Source organism: Streptomyces albicerus (assembly GCF_008905045.1).
Classification (GTDB): Bacteria; Actinomycetota; Actinomycetes; order Streptomycetales; family Streptomycetaceae; genus Streptomyces; species Streptomyces albicerus.
The window spans coordinates 20,204-36,700 of the sequence record NZ_VWMY01000091.1; the positions used below are offsets into that span (position 1 = coordinate 20,204).

Below are 16,497 nucleotides of genomic sequence, written 5' to 3' on the forward strand. Positions count from 1 at the left end.
AGGTATTCACATCTGGTCGGTGAATCGATTGATCGTATAGTGCGTCCGGCTTCTGTCGCATAGGTAATCCGAAAGAGGAAATTCGGCACGGCAGTCGGCACCTTGGCCGGGCCGGCCGCTTCACAGCCCTACCATCACCGCCATGACCGCCGACAGCGCCAAGTTCACACCGACCGCGTCTCCCGCCATTGTCACCGGTTCCGCCTCGTCGGCCACCGGCAAGTCGCTCACTTGGTCGGAGGAGTTCAATACTCCGATCGCCTGGGGCTCCAAATGGGTCGGCGACAGAACCAGCGCCTATCGCTACGTCAACCACAACCCGGACGACAACAAGCTCGACTGGCTCATGCCCGGCTGTGTGACCGTCTCCGGCGGCGTGGCCACCTTCACCGCCGGCCCGGCCGGCCACACCCTCGAGAACGGCCGGCAGGCCTGGCACACCGGCCTGCTCACCACCGAGTACTCCGCCGAGGGTTTCCAGGTCAGGACCGGCGACTACATCGAGACCCGCGTCAAACTGCCCTCCGGGACCGGCGCCTGGCCGGCGCTGTGGACCTGGAAGGACGGCAGCAACGAGATCGACTCCTTCGAGTACCACCCGGACAACCCGAACCTGCTGGAGCTGTCCAACCACGTCAACTCCGCCTGTGCGTACCACACGGATGCCGACGCGGTCGCCCCGGACGAGTGGGTGACCATCGGCAACTGCTACGGCGAGCGCTCCGTCAACTGGTACGTCAACGGCGAACGGGTCTTCTCCGACGGCACCGGCGTGGGCGCCGACTGGTCGGCGTACCTGATCCTGAATCTGTCGCTGAGCGCCGGCCAGTACCACCCGGCCCCCTCCGGCCCGGGCCCGGTCACTTTCGCCGCCGACTACCTGCGCGTCTACCGCTGAGAGTCACGGGCACGGCCGGGTCGCCGTCCGGACCCGGTCACGGGCGGGTGCAGCGGCCCGTCGGGTTGGCGGCCGGGGGGCGGCACTGGAGGGCGAAGTCGGCCGCGTCGGTGCTCAGGTAGCGGCCGAGGCAGGTGCTCGGTGAGGTGCGGCCGCGTTCGCGGCAGAAGGTCAGTGCGGCGCGGCCGTTGGCGAACGGGCCGGGCGCGTAGATGACCCAGAAACCCGGGCGCAGGGACGCGTACTTGTCGCTGCGGACGAAGACCGCCCCGGGGATGGTCCGGCGGATGGTGGCGAGCCGTTGGTCCCGTGCGGCGGTGCCCGCGCCGATCGGTTCGGAGTGGAGCTGCGCGATCCAGCGGTTGCCCTGGGCGGCGGGTGGCGGGTTGGTCTTCTTCGTCCCGGTCGGGGCGGGGGCGGCGGTCCGGCTGGGTGTCTGCTTCGGGGTCCGGTCCGGGGGAGTGGCCGTCGCCGACCGGGCGGACGACGTACCGGCCGCCGGGTCTCCGCCGGCCTTGTCGTCGGCCGTCTCGCGCAGCGCGAGTACCAGGGCGGTCGCGGCGGTCACCGCGAGGGCCACGGCGATGACGGCGACGACGACGGTGCTGCGGTTGCGGTTGCGTGGACGGCCGTTGCGGGGGGCGCGGTTGTCGTGGGTGTACTGGACGTGCGTCGGCCGGGGGCTGTCCAGTTGGGTGGGTACGGGCGCGGGCATCGGGGTGGGGTCGGGCGGAATCGACGTGGTCATGGTCGGCTGGGCCCAGTACGGCGTCGTACCCGACTCCACCTGCGCCAGCATCGCGTCCAGCCGTGCCGCGTCGGGGCGGGCCGCGGGATCCCGTACGAGCAGGGCCTGGAGTACGGGTGCGAGCGGCCCGGAGCGCACCGGCGGCGGCACGGCCTCGTCGAGCACCGCGGCCAGGGTGGCCAGCGTGGTGGCGCGGCGCAGCGGACTGACGCCCTCCACACAGACGTACAGGACCAGCCCCAGGGACCATAGATCGGACGCCGGGTCGTCGTCGTTGCCGCGGATCCGCTCAGGGGCGATGTACTCGGGGGAGCCGATGAGTTCGCCGGTGGCCGTCAGCGAGGTCGACCCCTGGAGGGCCGCGATGCCGAAGTCGGTGAGCACGGCGGTGCCGTCGGCGCGCAGCAGGATGTTGGCGGGTTTGATGTCGCGGTGCTGGACTCCGGCGGCGTCCGCGGCGCGCAGGGCGGCGAGCACCTGCCGGCCGAGCCGGGCCGCCGCCGCGGGGTGCAGCGGGCCGTCGTCGAGCCGCTCCTGGAGCGAGACGCCGTCGACCAGCTCCATCACGAGCCATGGATGTGGATCGTCGTCCACGATGTGATGGATCGTCACCACGTTCGGGTGGCTGAGCCGGGCGAGTGCCCGCGCCTCCCGCAGCACCCGCTCGCGGACGGCGTCGGAGGCCGCCGCGTCCTGCCGTACGGCCTTGAGGGCGACCTCGCGATGCAGCACGCTGTCGCGCGCCCGCCACACCGTCCCCATGCCTCCGCTCCCGAGCCGCGCGATCAGCTCGAACCGCCCGTCGACGATGTCCCCCGGTGTGCTCATGGCCGACAGGTTAGAGGAGCGGAGGGTTCCGTCGGTGAGCGGGCTTCCCACGGCAGGTACGTGGTTCCCGGGTGCGGCAAAGGCTTTGACGGGGTGATCGGTGCTCGTTACGGTCACCCGGTGCAGGTTCTTAGATATACGGCGTTCACGGTCGACCCGGCCGGCGGGAATCCCGCCGGAGTGGTGCTCGACGCCACCGGGGCCGACGACGCGACCATGCTGGCGACGGCCGCGGAGATCGGCTACTCCGAGACGGCGTTCCTGATGCCGCCGGAAGAGCCGGACAAGGAGGCCGAGGGCGATTTCGGCATCCGGTACTTCAGCCCGCTCGCGGAAGTGCCGTTCTGCGGACACGCCACGATCGCGACGGCGGTCGCCCACGCCGAACGCCACGGCGCCGGAACGCTGCGGCTGCGTACCAAGGCCGGGCCGGTCACCGTCACCACCAGCACCACGGAGGACGGTCACATCGTGGCCACGCTGGTGAGTGTCGCACCGCGCTCGGTGCCGATCTCCGACGGCGTACTGGCCGAACTGCTCGCCGCCCTGCGGTGGTCGAGCGACGAACTGGACCCCGCGCTGCCGCCGCGCGTCGCGTACGGCGGTGCCTGGCATCCGATCGTCGCCGCCGCCGACCGCGAACGGCTCGCCGACCTGGACTACGACTTCGCCGCCCTCGCCGAACTGATGGACCGTGAGGGCTGGGTGACCGTCGACCTCGTCCAGCGGGAGTCCCCGACGGTGTACCACGCGCGCAACCCCTTCCCGCCCGGCGGAGTCGTGGAGGACCCCGCGACCGGGGCCGCGGCCGCCGCGTTCGGCGGATACCTGCGGGAACTGGGCACGGTGACCCCGCCGACCGTCCTGACGATTCATCAGGGTTACGACATGGGCCGGCCCAGCACCATCACCGTTCGGGTGCCTGCGGAGCCGGGCAGCGGCATCGCGGTCTCGGGAAGCGCCGTAACTCTTTAGAAGCCGCCGGCTTTCCAAACGCTCGGCGCAACCGTGCCTGACTCTCCGTGATTTGGACGGACGCTTCTCCTCCCCTTCATCAGCGCTGTACGGGTCTTTACCGGGCTCTCGGCACAGTGGAATCACTCGCTCCACCTAGGAGAACGAGGGGCAAGGGAAAGGTGTCTGACGATACGTCAGGCAGTTGTCCGTGCTCCCGCGCGTGATGGGAAGGGAAGAGATTCATGGGCCGTGTTGGGCAACCGCAGCGCAGAGCCGTCCTCACCGGAGGGCTGATGGCCACCGCGGCCCTGCTCACCGGCTGTTCTTCGAAGACGGACAGCGCAACGACGGAGAGGACGGCGGCCGCAGGGCCCGCGGTGAAGACTCCCTCGCCGGCTGCCGGCGCGCGGCCGGACTCGCCCTGGGCGGCCTTCGCGAGGCTGATGGAGGGCAATGAGCGCTGGTTGGACGGGAAGCTTCGGCACCCCGACCGGGATCCCCGCCGCCGCGAGTTCGTCGCCGATGAGCAGGATCCCTTCGGCGTGATCCTCTCGTGCATCGACTCCCGGGTGCCGCCGGAGCTTCTCTTCGACACCGGGCTCGGCGACCTGTTCGTGATGCGCACCGGCGGGCAGGTGGTGGAGCCGGTGGTCACCGGTTCCGTCGAGTACGGGCCCCTGACCTCGGGTACGCCGCTGATCGTCGTACTCGGGCATCAGCGCTGTGGCGCCGTCAAGGCGGCGTACGAAGCGATGCGCGACGGAAAGGAGTTGCCCGGCAACCTGCAGGCGATATCCGAAGCGCTGCGGCCGGCGTACGAGGCGGCCGTCGAGGAGAAGGCCGCCGACCCGGTCGACGCCATGATCCGCATCCACGTCAAGCAGACCTCCGCCGGTCTGCGGTCCAACAAGAGCCTCGCACCGCTCGTGAAGAAGGGCGACCTGGCCGTGGTCAGCGCCTACTACTCGCTCGACTCCGGACAGGTGGAGGTCCTGACCGGAGCGCCGTCCGCCTGACGGGGAGCGTTCCGGCTGTCCCCGAGCCGTCCCGTCGTCCCCACCGTCAGTCGACGGACGACTCGGGGACCAGCTTCTCCTTCCAGACCTCCTTGCCGTCCTGGTAGGCCGTGATTTCCCCGTCGCGGAAGCGGTAGCTGGCCGGAAGGACGCGGACCAGGTAGCCGCTCTTGGACTCCTCCGCAGGCATGGGGCTGAGATACGACTTGCCGCCCTCCTGCTTGAGGAAGAGGAACAGCTTCTCTTCCTTCGTGCGACAGAAGGCGTACCGCTCGTCGCCGGTCTCCCTGCTGTACGCCGCGACGAGTTTCGCACCGGAACCCTCGGGCAGCTTCGCGGCCAGCTGCTTCGGGCAGGGCCCGGAGGCGGAGGGCGTCGGGGAGGGCTTGGAGGAGTCGGAGCCCTTGACGTACGAGACGATCGACGACCAGTTGAGGATCAGCAGCACGATCAGGGTGATGACGACGCCCACGATGAGCAGGATGCATCCGCATCCGGCCGCGACCTCCCCGCGTGTCGGCTCCCTGGGGGTCGGCGTCCTGAGGGGTGTCCTGAGGGGCGGCTCCGTGAAGCGCAGGCCGCCGCGGGGCGCGGTCGGACTCGGGCGGTGGGGATCAGACGCGCGAACGAGGGTCCTGAGCCTGGTGTCCGGGAGAATGGTCGTCGTGGCGGCGGGGGACCAGAGGGTGTCACAGGCATCGCATCTGACGTACCCGACCACATCGTGTGCACAGGTCGGGCACCTCCACGTCAGTCCCGGCACGGGCACGGCCAGCCCGGGTATGGTCACGTCCGGGCGGATCGGTGGTGTTCTCGCGCTCTTGCCGGGCGTCGGTTTCGGTGTGGTTGTCTTCTTGGCGGGAGCCGATTTCTTAGAGGGAGCCGCTTTCTTGGCCGAGCCCGGTTTCCCGGGGGCGGCAGCTCTTTTCCTCGCGGGAGCAGCCTTCTTCGGGGCCGCTGGGGTCGCCTTCTTCGACGCCGCCTTCTTCGGGGGAGTCGGCTTGGGGGCGGGTTTGGGAACCGCTTCGCTTCGCGACGTGTCGCAGACGGCGCACACCCGTGCTTCGGCCTCGTTGTACGTGTCGCACGCCGAGCACCGCCACGTCGGCCGGGTCACAGTGCCTCCCTTGGCTCACCTGTCCGTGCCGGACAGGCGTGCCATCACCGAGTGGAAGAGGGTTGTCGTCGTCGGGGAGACGGGAGCGCTGAGCCAGTCCTGGTCGTCCTCCCGCTCGGCGTGCGGTTCGGCGTCCCATCTGGTGCGGGAGACGTCCTCGATGGCGTACCGGTGCGCGAGCCACTCCGTGAACTGCCAGGCGGGCTCCGCCTGGTCCGGGCCGACGGTGATCTCGGCGACGACCTCGCCGCCGCCGCTCACCCCCGTGGGACGGAACCGGAACACCAGGCACAGGCTTCCGTGTGCGGACTGCCGGCCGGTGATCGAGACGCAACGCTCGGGCGGCACGCAGAGCCGGCCGTCGCTGCCCACGTACTCGTCCCAGCGGCCGCCCCAGTGGAAGAGCAGCCACCGCCCGGTGAACTCGAGCCGTACGCCCGCACCCAGGAGCTGGAAATTCACAGGCTGTTCGCGATCGTCTCGATGATCTCGTCCATCTCGAACTCCTCCAGGCCCTCTCCGGCCCTGGAGGGGAAATGCAGAGTGAGGTCCCATTCCTCCCCGATGGCCTCCTTCCAGGGCTCCTCCTCGGGCGCGAAGAGCACGAGCCGCTTCGCCGACTGCTCCATCACCGCGGTCTGGCTGCGCGCGTATCCCCACTGTTCGAAGAGGTCGTCCATGGAGCGCGGGATGTTCCGCGGATAGGTCTGCGCGGATGCGCCCACCGTGCCGAGCGGATGCGCGGGTGCGTCGGTGAACATGACGATGACGTGGCGCCGCCGGTCGAGGCCGGTCTCCCAGGGGGAGTTGATCGCCAGAGCCAGCGCCTCGAGACCGGACTCGGGAATGTCTCCGCCGCCCACCGCTTTCAGGTTCCGTACGAAGTTCTCGAATTCCGCGACCTGTTGGGGGAGGCGCAGGAAATCCGTCTGCTCGATCGCGTCCGAGGGGTCGTCGCCGAAGTCCCGGAAGGCGATGACCTTCAGGCGCAGTTGGCTGATCTCCTTGCTCTTCCTGGCCATGACCTCATTGAGCCGCTGGTGGAACTGCAGCGAGCTCTTCTTCACGATGTCCAGTACGGGGGTCATGCTGGCCGTCGCGTCGATGCACATCACGATGTCGACCGCGTACTGCAGATTTCCGTGGTACTTCTCGATCTCCGCGCTCATGCAGTTCTCCTCAGTCAGTGGAATGGCTACCGGGAAGGCCACCGGCGCGGTGACCGAGATTGATCTTGACCCTGGACTTTCTCGGCGTGATGGTGGATGCGTCGGCGGTTCCGCCCGTGGATCCGGCCGTGGATCCGCCCGTGGTTTCGTCCGTGGTGGTGGCACCGGGCGGCCGGTGCCCGGAGCGGTCCGGGGGGTTGAACTGGACACGGCTCCTGCGGGGTTCGTCGGACGGCTCGGGACGGGGACGGGAGCGTCCGCCACCGGTGGCGGGGGCGGCCGGGCGTGGCTGAGGTGTGCTGTGGAGGGCGCAGACTTCGGGGTCCTTGAGCGCCGCCAGAAAGGTGGCCGCGGTGGGACGGCTGCCGGGATCGGCCGCCGTCATGGCCGCTATCAGCCCCTGCATCGGGGTGCTGAGCCGCTCGTTGACGACCAGCGGCTCATCGGCGTTGACGGCGTCCGCGGGGGATCCGAAGCGGCCTTCGAACTCGGGCAGCGAGCCGGTCAGGTAGTGGTGGGCCATCAGGCCCAGCGCGAAGATGTCCACGGCCGTCGTCAGATCCCGGCTCTCGACGGACTCGTCGCCCTGCACATAGCGCCGCCACTCCGGCGCGCCGTACAGCGAGTCGCCCGCGATGTCCTCCCGGGCCGGCGGATCCCCGGACAGATACGAGTCGTCGAAGTCGATGAGCTTCGCCGTGTGGAACGCGGCGCCTTCCCGCTTCTGCACCAGGACGTTGGCCGGTTTCAGATCGCCGTGCACCACATCGATGTCATGCAGCAGACGCAGACTGGTGCCCAGCGTCTTCAGCAGCACCGATTTCTGCTTCGGATCGAGCGACTGCGGCTTCTCCAGGCTGGTGGTGTCGATTCGCTCGGTGACCTTGTAGTAGGTGCTGCCCGCGTAGAAGAAATCAGTGGCGAGCACCAGGTTGCCCGCGCCGCTCGCGTCGGGCCGCAGCAGCTTCATGATGCTTTTGTGCCGCTCCTCGAAGTCCTGGCAGGTCTCCAGCCGGATGCGTCGGCTCACGGCGCTTCCCCCGGAGCCCTCGCGTGGGCGCTTGGGTTCGAGGAAGCGTTTGAGGAAGTACTCCTTGCCGTCCTTTTCGGCGAAGGCCCACATGCATTTGCCGCCATCGGCATTGGTCGGCTCGGTAACGACCAGATAGCCGCCGATCACATCGCCCGACTTCACTCGCGCACCCCCGGCATGAGCTTCTCGTATTCGGATCGATAGGACTGCCACGTCCTGTCCTGCCAATGGCGCACCGCGTCCTCGCCGTCCTGCAGGGGAACCTGTCGGTACTCGCTCCGTACGACGCTGTCGTGGCGTTCGTCGAAGGCGCGGCGCAGTTGCGGGAATTCTTCAAATCCCAGCGCCACGAGGGAAAGAGAGGCGTCATCGCCCGTGGTGGGCTGGATGGCCTTCCGCAGGAGCTCGGCCCAATCGCCCACGTCCCGGGCCTGCTTGAGCGTTTCGAGCAGTACGCACTCGAACTGCGCGGGCGTGTGCACGTAACCGAAGAACCCGTCGGTGGCGGACAGCAGAACGCAGGGCTCGCGGAACACCCCGTGCTGTGCGGACAGGGTGAAGTCGCGGTCGGCGCAGATCACGTTCGTCATCGGCGGGTCCTGCCGGAGCTGGGCGAGCGTGTCGTCCTCGTGGGTGTCGTCCCGGGTGAGCGCGTGCAGACCGCTTCTGGGCAGCAGTGCGTACGACCGGGAGTCGCCGGCCCACAGGGCCTGCCAGCGAACGCCGTCGTCGCCGAGGTGGTACCGGACCGCGGCCAGGGTTGTGGGCAGGACGCGGCGCATGGATCCGGTGATCTTGCTGCGTGCCGTCTTCGGCGCCGCGTCCAGCATGCGCTTCAGGCAGTACTTCAGCCGCTCCGGAGTGTCCGGTTCGTCGGAGACGACGACGCGCTGGAACCAGACTTCGGCGGCGAGCCGGGCGAGCCGGGCCCCCACCCAGGCGTTCGTGTACGTCGGACCGTCGGGCGCGCGCCAGGCGGGTGCGGCTCCGGAACCGCCCGAGCCGTCGAAGACGGCCAGCAGTCCGTTCCCGGTGGGCCGGTGGTAGGCCGCGAGCGGTTCGGCGTCCTCACCGTGGCCGGGACGGCGCTCCGTCCATACGGCGAGGGCCTGGAGCCGGTCGTCGCAGGCCGACCAGGTCAGATGCGAGGGCTGGGCGGGAGGGCGGCCCGGCGGGTGGGCGGGCTTCGGCGGAATGATCACGGTCCGGTCACCCGTCCTCCGCTGCCGTCGCGCTGTCCGTCACCCGTCGTCCCGTCACGCCTCGTCCCGTCACGTCTCGTCCCGTCACCTGTCGTCCCGGTGCCCCGGACCCTGCTGGGGCGGCGTTTCGGCGGAGGAGCGGGAGTCGGCGGGGGGTCTGGTGGCGGGGCCGAAGGCGGGTCCGTCGGCGGGGGCGGTGTCGGGCCCGGGGCCCGGGGTGGCTCGTGCGGCGGCGGCAGTGGCTCCTCCTTGCGCGCCAGCACCTCGCCCAGCAGCACCTGGGGGTTGTCGGGCCGTGTCGCCGCCTCGGCCGGCAGCACCTGGGGCGCGTCGGGTCCTGTGGCCGCCTCGGCCCCGCCGCGCCGTGTGCCGCGCACCCGGCTTCGGCGAGGGGTGTCGAACGGATCGCTGTGGGCGAGCAGTTCGACCCGGGCGCCGTGCAGCCGGACGGCCGAGTCTCCGGTGAAGTCCCGCAGGGCGGTGTTCAGCGCTTCCTCCGCTTCGCGGAACCGCCCGGCGTCGTACGTACGCGACACCTTCCGCAATCTCTCGTGGACGGGGCCGTACCACGTGGCGCTCATGTCGCGGATGCCGCGGGCCACCACCGCCGCGGGATCGGTGACCTGGCACATCAGCTCGACGCGGCAGGGAAACGAGGCGGACGCGTCCCGGCCGGCCAGCCGAAGGGCGAGGACCAGCCGGTGTTCCGTGGTGTCCACCGTGAACATCCCCTGGTACACGCCGTACCGGGCGTCCGGCACCGGCTCGCCCGGGCGGACCGTCAGCACGGGCCCGGCCTCCGGGACCAGCACCAGCGCCCTCCCGGGCGGCGGCGTCCTGAGCGGACTCAGCAGGCGGACCCGCGGCAACGGCTGACGACCGACCAGGGGGTCGTACGTCAGCGGGTGCGTCACCATCCCCTGTTCCCCCTCCCCGGCGCCGACCGCCACCGTTTCCGAGCACTCCGAGCGCGTTGCTCTTGAGTACCAGTGGGCGGCCGGGACCCCTCCCGACGGGCTGAGGAGTTGTCAGGCGTCGGGCGGACCGCCGACGGGGTCGTCTGCGACGGGATGGAGGGGGCGGAGGGGATAAGTGACGCCGGTCAGTCGGTGACCGATCCCAGCAATGAGCGGATTCGGCGGAGCGCCGAGCGTCTGATCTCCACCGCGCGCCGCTCGGTCTTGCTGGCACTGCCCTGCCGGGTGACCATGTCGGAGGCCCTGAGCAGCCTTCTCGACATGCTGCGTGAGATCTCCGCCGCCGGTGTCGGAGTCCGCGTGCTCGGCGGCCCGGGGATCCTCGACGACCGCAATGTCCGGCGTCACCTGGCGTCCCTGCCCCCACGGCCGGCCTTCGACGTCAGGATTTCGGCGCATCAGCATCAGGAAGTGCTGATCGTGGACGGGCGGATGGCCCTGATGCGCGCCGAGTTCGGAGTGGTGGGCCCGCAAGGCCGTGACCATTCGCGTCCCGATGGTGCTGCGGGCGCTGGACACCCTGTTCACGGGCGCCTGGTCCAGTGCGACACCCGCACGGAGCTACCGCAGGGTCTCCGCGCGCGGCCGGACCGAGATCGCCCGCCAGGTGCTCGGCTGCCTCACCTCGGGAATCACCGATGAGGCCGCCGCCCAGAGCCTCGGCCTTTCGGTCCGCACCTATCGCCGCCATGTCGCCGAGCTGATGCAGGAGCTGGGAGCCGTGTCCCGCTTCCAGGCCGGAGTGCACGCCGTCGAACTGGGCCTGCTCACACCGGAAACCAGCGCGGCGTAAGCGCTCCGCTGGAAGAGCGGTGATGAAACTGCGGGTCGGTGGAGGCTGGTCGAGCCCAACGCGGCGGAGCCGCACATCGACACAGCCCCGCGCCCCTTCGGTGCGCTATTCGCGCCGGAGAATTGCGTCCATCGTTGCCTCCAGATACGCGGGGAACTCCTCGCGCGAGGGCAGCGAGGACGGCACGGCATGGCCGAGCTGGGTGTGTCCCAGATAGAAGCTGTACGCCATCAGCCCGCGCCGCCGCGCCTCGTCCTCGGCGAAGCCGAGCTCGGTGAAGAGCCCGGCCAGGTAGCCGATCCGGCGCTCGGTGACCTGCCGCAGCGCGGCGGCGACCTGAGGGTGGTCGGTGCTGGCGAGCAGCGATACCTCGAGCGGATCGGCGGTGTCCGGCTTGGCGATCTCGGTGAACAGTATGCGCAGACGCTTCTCCGGGTCCGGCTCGGTCTCCACGGCCGTGATGATCTCCTCGGTGTCCGCCTCGACCCAGCGGGCGAGCGCGGCCTCGATCAGTGCCTCGCGATTGTCGAAGTGCCAGTAGAAGCTGCCCTTCGTGGCACCGAGGCGGGCAGCGAGCGGCTCGACCGCCACGGCCGCGAGGCCGCCGCCCTCCCCGATGGCGGCGAGCGCGGCATCCGCCCAGTCGCGGGCGCTGAGCCTGGCCTTCTTGGTCTGCTGCCGTTGCACCATGTCCATACGCTACCGTATGGTTGACCATACGCCAGCGTATGGAGGTATGTGATGCTCAAGGACAAGCCCGTAGCTGTGGGGTTTCCCGCAGGCGCCCGACTGATCAGGACAGCCGTGGACCGGCCCGACTATCAGGACGCGTACGCCATGGAGCTGCGGCCCGGAATGCCGCGTGATCCGGCGGCCTGGACGGGCATCCTGCGTGACGCCTTCCCGATCGCGGCGCAGCAGGACGGCGAGGCGCTCATGGACGTGAGCACGGCCGGTCTCGACGCCTGGACCTCGATCGTCATCGACGAGAAGTACGTCACCCTCTGCAGCTCGGTGAAGACGAACGCCTGGCGCTCCAGGCTCTACTGGGGCGCCGTGAAAAGGGTCCACCCCTTCATGGCCCGCGCCATGATGGTCCGCACCCACCGCAAGCTCGCTCTCGCCGCGCAGAACGCCGCGTAGGTGCCGCGTAGGTCGCGGCAAGGCGTCAGAGGGGTCCTTCAGAGGGGCACGTACCTGGAAACGCGTCAGGGGCCCATGTCGGCGTTCGGGCGGACCCCTCCCTGCCCCTCCCTGCCTTGAACGCGCGCCGGGGCCGACGACGTCTGGAGACATTGGCCCGGCCGGAGCGTCGCCCGTCGCGCGAGGTATGCGATCACGGCAGGCTGCGGAACCTGCCACAGGGCGTCGACTCGCCGTCAGGCAACCGGCTGACAGTCGAGGTTGGGCCGCGACATGGTCGCTCGCCTCGTCGGTGCCCCGCTCGGCGGTCTGCTCTACGTGTGATGTCCCGCTGGCTCCCGTTCCTGGACAGCCTCACCCGTTCACGCCGACGCGTGTGCGGGGCCGGTGGCCTGTCCGGCTCCTCAGAAGGACGATGACGGGACTCGCCTGCGCGAGGGCCGAACCGGCGCGCCCGAACATCTGCCGTTCGGGCACCTTGTCGGCATGGATGGGAGCGTCAGTCCGTATGGGCAGGAGCCCCCGGCCGGGGGCGTGTGCCCCCCGCAGCCTGCTCGCTCAAGACTCGGCCCTGCGGCTTTCGGCGAGACGGGCAGCTCACAGGTTGGGCGCCCCCGGCAGGACTCGAACCTGCGGCCAAGCGCTTAGAAGAGAGGTAGGCGCTTCGGATCTCCTAAGCCCCTGACCTGGGCATCATTGGATGGAAGGCTGCTCCGGACGGGCATCTTGGCCACGCATTTGCCGGAACAGAGCATTCCGGCGGCGCGTCCGAGTGGGTTGAGCGAGCATCGGCGATCGCCTCGCAGTGGTGGACGTTGAAGCTGCGGCGGCCTACCCCTCCCCGTCCGGCAGAGACACACTCAAGACAGCACGCCATGTGAAATTGACATTTGGCTCGGGCTGTCCGGTTCCATCCCAGGAAAAGATCCGTATCTGTAGGTCGACCTCGGTCGGCGGTGGTGGCGGACCGTGCAGCACTGGTGGCGGCACCTGAACTACATGTGTTAAAAACACGGGATCGTCGGACCGGGCCGTAGCTGTAACCCACACCTCGTCTTCTGACGCGATCTTCCATTCGTCCCAGCAGACGAAGTTACGCACGTGCACGATCGTCGAACCGTCAGATCCCGTCGTGGCGTAGCCCATTAGGTCGAGAAGCCGCGTCGGGGTGCAGACATTTGGCCATTGGGGTGCAGGAGGCGCAAGCCCGATTGTTCGCTGCGCTACAACGCCGAATCGGCCAGGTTCGTCCCACCTCATATACGCCCCAATGGAATAGCGAACCTTAAGCACATTCCCTGGGAATTTTAGTTCGGTTCCGACCTCCGGAGTTGCGGCACCAACAGCTTCCTGGTCCATTCTTCACCTTCCAATTGGATTTGGCCTAGCTTGAGCGACCCAAGGCTGCGCTCTGGTAAAAATAGTGTCAACCTTCCGAGTGCTTTCTGTTACATTCAGGTGCAGAATTATTGATCTACTCGTGCGATCCAAAGGGGTGGTTGAGGATCGTGTGGCCTGTGAGTGAATTCGTAGCCCAGGATGCACAAGTTGAAGCTGTGAGATGCTGTATTGCATTACGCCGCGGATTCGCTAAAGGGCGCAGAGAGGGGTAGCGGCTGTTTAACCGCTGCGGCTCTCTCGAGCCATGCGGAACAATGACAAAGCGCGGTATCCAGCGAGGTCGGGCCCCGCTCTTCCATTTCAGCATCCGACCTGGTCAGACCGTGATTTGTGCTGGCTGTAGGTGAGTGCCTTGGCAGGATTCGAAGCTATGGACACGGCTCCGGAGAGCATGCTCATGACATGCTTGGTCATGGCTCTGACCTGCGAGGGAGCTGTATGGGGTGCGTGATCGCTTCTGGCCCACACGCCCCTCACACGCACGCGCAAGGAGAAGCGGGACGGTACCTCCGCCTGCTGCGATCCAAAGAGGCCTGTTGCGCGGAGGGGCTGCAACACCCGAGTGTTGCAGCCCCTCCCACGCGATCGGACAGCCGCGAACCCTGCTGTCCCACCTATTTGTGCAGGTCATCGCTAGTGGCGGGACAGCCGGTCAGCTGATTCGCCCAGCCAGAGACGCCGTGAGTTGGGTCGGGGTGAACGCTCCGCGAAAGCGTAGTGAAGTGGATCGAGCCCGGGTACAGTCATGGGAGTGTGGCATCGTCGGATGGAGGAGGTGGGCTGAATTGGGGAATGATGGATTCAAAGCAACTCTCTATGCGCTGGGACCATCTACCGAGGGCGGTCGGATTCCTCTAGCTGAACTGGCGCGCATCGCAAGTGAAATGCAAGCCACTCTGGAGCGGCTTGCGCTGGCCCTGAGCGGAAATCAGATAAAGGCAGGGCGTCGTCCGCGCGATATTGTTGACGCAGTCCGTTTGGATTTCGTCGGTTTTGAAAAAGGATCTGCCATCCTGCAAGTTGCTCGAACGGGGCAACAATCCTGGGGTGGTGACGACTTGCTAGAAGAGTCATTCACGACTCTAGCCAGGGGAGTTAGAGCCCTTGAGCAAGGCGGGACGCTTCCTGATTCCTTCACGCCCCAGGTGGTCAATGGGCTGCGCTCGCTTACGGGCGGCATCGGCGCGAGAGGAATCACTCGGATCCGCGTCACGTCGACGAGCGCCCCAGAGTTCGAGTTCAATAGCGGACTGAGGCAGGCGTTGCGTGAAGTTTCCCTCTCGCTAGTCGAGAGTGAAGCGACTGTAGTGGGCCGTTTGCAGATGGGCGATTTTTCGCCTGCCTCGCTGCTGTGTCGCATTGATACCTATGCTGGCAGCATCCAATGTGGCTTTGGTTCTGAGATCAGAGATAGGGTCCTTGACTGCATGGATCAGCTGGTCATGGCGCATGGGATCGCTGAGATGCAGCCGGATGGATCCACGATTCGGGTTCTACGTATCGCAGACATCAGTCCGATTAGCTCCTCGTCGTCTCGATCTTTGAATGATCTAGCTGGGGAACAACAGGTTGCGCCGCTTGCTTCCGTGGATGAGCTTTCCGGAGGTGACATCGACGGCCTTGATGATTTCTTGGCGGCGATCTCCTCGGTTCGTGGTGATGGCCAGTGAACTATGTCGTAGTCGATACCGACGTATTTTCAAATCTCTTTGCCGGAATTGACGTCGACCGCTATAAGTCTCACCTGACAGGTGTTGTCCCCACTCTTTCCTTCACCTCAGTTGCAGAACTCTACTATGGTGCCGCAAAGGCGGGGTGGGGAGATCGAAGAGTGGGTGCTCTTGAAGAAGCTATAAGGCGCTATCTCGTCGCGCCTTACGACGTAGACATGGCGCGGCTGTGGGGGAAGTTGAAAAGCCAGGCGCAGGGTCTGGGGCATCCTCTCGGGCAACCTCACCAGGCTAATGATCTTTGGATTGCGGCGACGGCAATTTACTACAATGCGCCTCTCTTGACAGGGAATCATCGCCACTTCTCGGGATTCCCCGGGCTCTCCTTGATCACGTAGAGGCGTGAGTCGGACAGGTGGGACAGCCGTGAATCTCGCTGTCCCACCTATTTGTGCAGGTCGCAGATGGTATTGGGACACTCGGATAGCTGGGACACTGCCAGTCCGGCGACGTGCTGTGTGTCGCGTGGCACCGCTTGGCAGCGGACAGTGGAGAGAGCGAGAGGAGCCGAGGTGTCGGAGGCCAGTCCGCGCGGAACCTACCTGGTCATCTCGGAGGCGCTACGGAGGCGGATCGGCCAGGACAAGGCCGCGGACGCCGTGCCGTCAGAGGCTGAACTGATGCGCGAGCACGGGGTCTCACGCAATGCGATCCAGCGCGCTCGGTTCGTTCGCCCGGCTTCGCCACGTATTTGCCGGACGGGGGCATTCCGGCTGCTCCTTCAGACGGCTTGATGGACGCAGCACTGCGCCACGATGTCGGGGCGAGTCCCTCCGCGAGGTAGCGTCGTCCCATGGATGTGCATGGAGCTGTGTTCGTGATTCTTACCGGCCCCGTCGAGGAGCTAGAGGCCGCGATAGCTACGATTCAGACAGCTGGTATCACCGTTGAGAAAGATCCCGACAGGGGGCCGAACGTCATCGCGACGTGGTTCTCCGATGGCACCGATCGACCAGCCCGAGAGTTCATTGAGCAGTGCGTGGCACGGACGGTAGCGGCGGCGCAAGGCACAGGTTTCGCAGTCGGTGAGCCGGGAGTTTGGGCCAGCAACGCTGCCACACGCAAGTTGTCCTACAACAGCAAGACCGGCGAGTTCCTTGGGTTCTTCTATGACACGGATTCGTCCTTCAGCCAGGAGACCTTGCTGCGTGTAGTTGAAGAACGTGGGATGAATCTCAACGACATTGAGCTTCGCGACCCGCCCGAGTTTGAAGTGCCCTTGGACTGACGGCGGCCGAACGCCCGCAGGAAGTCTCACGCGCCACTCATGCGTGCGGCGGGCGCGCACTGAAGGGTGAGGGCGGCGATGTGCGCCTCTGCCGCCGTGGGGTACGAACCCCTGGTGTTACAGCCATAGGATCCGGACACTGGCGGTTTAAGGGTCTCCGGTCCATCTATGCACCCATGAGGGCTGGGGTCGTCAAGGCATGTGGCATCCCCGCCCGGTGAGTTTGTGGCTGTTCTCGTCGGGCTGTTTGCTGGCGG

The 16,497-nt window shown here is 67.3% G+C and carries 17 protein-coding genes; 8 read left to right on the plus strand and 9 right to left on the minus strand.

Annotated features, from left to right (window positions below):
* Positions 1-142 precede the first annotated feature (142 nt).
* Positions 143-898, plus strand: a complete 756-nt coding sequence (locus GAS53_RS47735; RefSeq protein WP_151484053.1) for a glycoside hydrolase family 16 protein — start codon at positions 143-145, stop codon at positions 896-898.
* A 37-nt stretch (positions 899-935) separates the two neighbouring features.
* On the opposite strand, the gene GAS53_RS47740 is transcribed toward GAS53_RS47735, so the two are convergent.
* On the minus strand, positions 936-2,474 hold the full coding sequence (locus GAS53_RS47740; RefSeq protein ID WP_151484054.1) for a serine/threonine-protein kinase: 1,539 nt from the start codon (positions 2,472-2,474) through the stop codon (positions 936-938).
* 120 nt (positions 2,475-2,594) lie between these two features.
* Between GAS53_RS47740 and GAS53_RS47745 the strand changes: the two genes are divergently transcribed.
* A complete protein-coding gene (locus tag GAS53_RS47745) occupies positions 2,595-3,449 on the plus strand; it encodes a PhzF family phenazine biosynthesis protein (RefSeq protein WP_151484055.1) in 855 nt (284 codons plus the stop codon).
* Between the two features lie 224 nt (positions 3,450-3,673).
* On the plus strand, positions 3,674-4,447 hold the full coding sequence (locus tag GAS53_RS47750) for a carbonic anhydrase (RefSeq protein WP_192583608.1): 774 nt from the start codon (positions 3,674-3,676) through the stop codon (positions 4,445-4,447).
* A gap of 46 nt (positions 4,448-4,493) precedes the next feature.
* Here the strand turns inward: GAS53_RS47750 and GAS53_RS55740 are convergent, their stop codons facing one another.
* The 7 genes from GAS53_RS55740 to GAS53_RS47785 all read right to left on the minus strand — a co-directional run bounded on the left by GAS53_RS55740 (position 4,494) and on the right by GAS53_RS47785 (position 10,431).
* On the minus strand, positions 4,494-4,919 hold the full coding sequence (locus tag GAS53_RS55740; RefSeq protein WP_192583609.1) for a hypothetical protein: 426 nt from the start codon (positions 4,917-4,919) through the stop codon (positions 4,494-4,496).
* A gap of 660 nt (positions 4,920-5,579) precedes the next feature.
* Positions 5,580-6,026 carry a hypothetical protein gene (locus tag GAS53_RS47760; protein ID WP_151484056.1) on the minus strand — a complete coding sequence of 149 codons (447 nt, stop codon included), beginning with the start codon at positions 6,024-6,026 and terminating at the stop codon, positions 5,580-5,582.
* Positions 6,023-6,733, minus strand: coding sequence for a vWA domain-containing protein (locus tag GAS53_RS47765; protein ID WP_151484057.1), 711 nt, complete (start codon positions 6,731-6,733; stop codon positions 6,023-6,025). Before GAS53_RS47765 ends, GAS53_RS47760 begins: the two co-directional genes overlap by 4 nt.
* 10 nt (positions 6,734-6,743) lie before the next feature.
* Positions 6,744-7,928, minus strand: a complete 1,185-nt coding sequence (locus GAS53_RS47770) for a protein kinase domain-containing protein (RefSeq protein WP_151484058.1) — start codon at positions 7,926-7,928, stop codon at positions 6,744-6,746.
* The gene (locus GAS53_RS47775; RefSeq protein WP_225859562.1) at positions 7,925-8,968 is read right to left on the minus strand and encodes a serine/threonine protein phosphatase; all 1,044 of its coding nucleotides are present in this window, start codon (positions 8,966-8,968) and stop codon (positions 7,925-7,927) included. The genes GAS53_RS47770 and GAS53_RS47775 overlap by 4 nt, the downstream gene beginning before the upstream one ends.
* On the minus strand, positions 8,965-9,885 hold the full coding sequence (locus GAS53_RS47780; protein ID WP_151484059.1) for a hypothetical protein: 921 nt from the start codon (positions 9,883-9,885) through the stop codon (positions 8,965-8,967). The genes GAS53_RS47775 and GAS53_RS47780 overlap by 4 nt, the downstream gene beginning before the upstream one ends.
* Before the next feature lie 111 nt (positions 9,886-9,996).
* Positions 9,997-10,431: a hypothetical protein gene (locus GAS53_RS47785; RefSeq protein ID WP_151484060.1), complete on the minus strand. Its 435-nt coding sequence runs from the start codon at positions 10,429-10,431 to the stop codon at positions 9,997-9,999.
* Between GAS53_RS47785 and GAS53_RS47790 the strand changes: the two genes are divergently transcribed.
* Positions 10,424-10,738, plus strand: a complete 315-nt coding sequence (locus GAS53_RS47790; protein WP_225859563.1) for a response regulator transcription factor — start codon at positions 10,424-10,426, stop codon at positions 10,736-10,738. The genes GAS53_RS47785 and GAS53_RS47790 overlap by 8 nt on opposite strands.
* A 105-nt stretch (positions 10,739-10,843) precedes the next feature.
* Here GAS53_RS47790 and GAS53_RS47795 read toward each other — a convergent pair whose 3' ends face one another.
* Positions 10,844-11,434: a TetR/AcrR family transcriptional regulator gene (locus GAS53_RS47795; RefSeq protein WP_151484061.1), complete on the minus strand. Its 591-nt coding sequence runs from the start codon at positions 11,432-11,434 to the stop codon at positions 10,844-10,846.
* 45 nt (positions 11,435-11,479) lie between these two features.
* Here GAS53_RS47795 and GAS53_RS47800 point away from each other — a divergent pair, with 45 nt between their 5' ends.
* The 4 genes from GAS53_RS47800 (at position 11,480) to GAS53_RS47820 (ending at position 16,240) form a co-directional block, all read left to right on the plus strand.
* Positions 11,480-11,881 carry a DUF2867 domain-containing protein gene (locus GAS53_RS47800; RefSeq protein ID WP_151484062.1) on the plus strand — a complete coding sequence of 134 codons (402 nt, stop codon included), beginning with the start codon at positions 11,480-11,482 and terminating at the stop codon, positions 11,879-11,881.
* Positions 11,882-14,067: 2,186 nt separating this feature from the next.
* Positions 14,068-14,952, plus strand: a complete 885-nt coding sequence (locus tag GAS53_RS47805; RefSeq protein ID WP_151484063.1) for a hypothetical protein — start codon at positions 14,068-14,070, stop codon at positions 14,950-14,952.
* On the plus strand, positions 14,949-15,350 hold the full coding sequence (locus tag GAS53_RS47810) for a type II toxin-antitoxin system VapC family toxin (protein WP_151484064.1): 402 nt from the start codon (positions 14,949-14,951) through the stop codon (positions 15,348-15,350). The genes GAS53_RS47805 and GAS53_RS47810 overlap by 4 nt, the downstream gene beginning before the upstream one ends.
* Before the next feature lie 455 nt (positions 15,351-15,805).
* Entirely contained in the window at positions 15,806-16,240 is a 435-nt protein-coding gene (locus GAS53_RS47820) for a hypothetical protein (RefSeq protein WP_151484065.1), read from the plus strand.
* Positions 16,241-16,497: the final 257 nt, after the last annotated feature.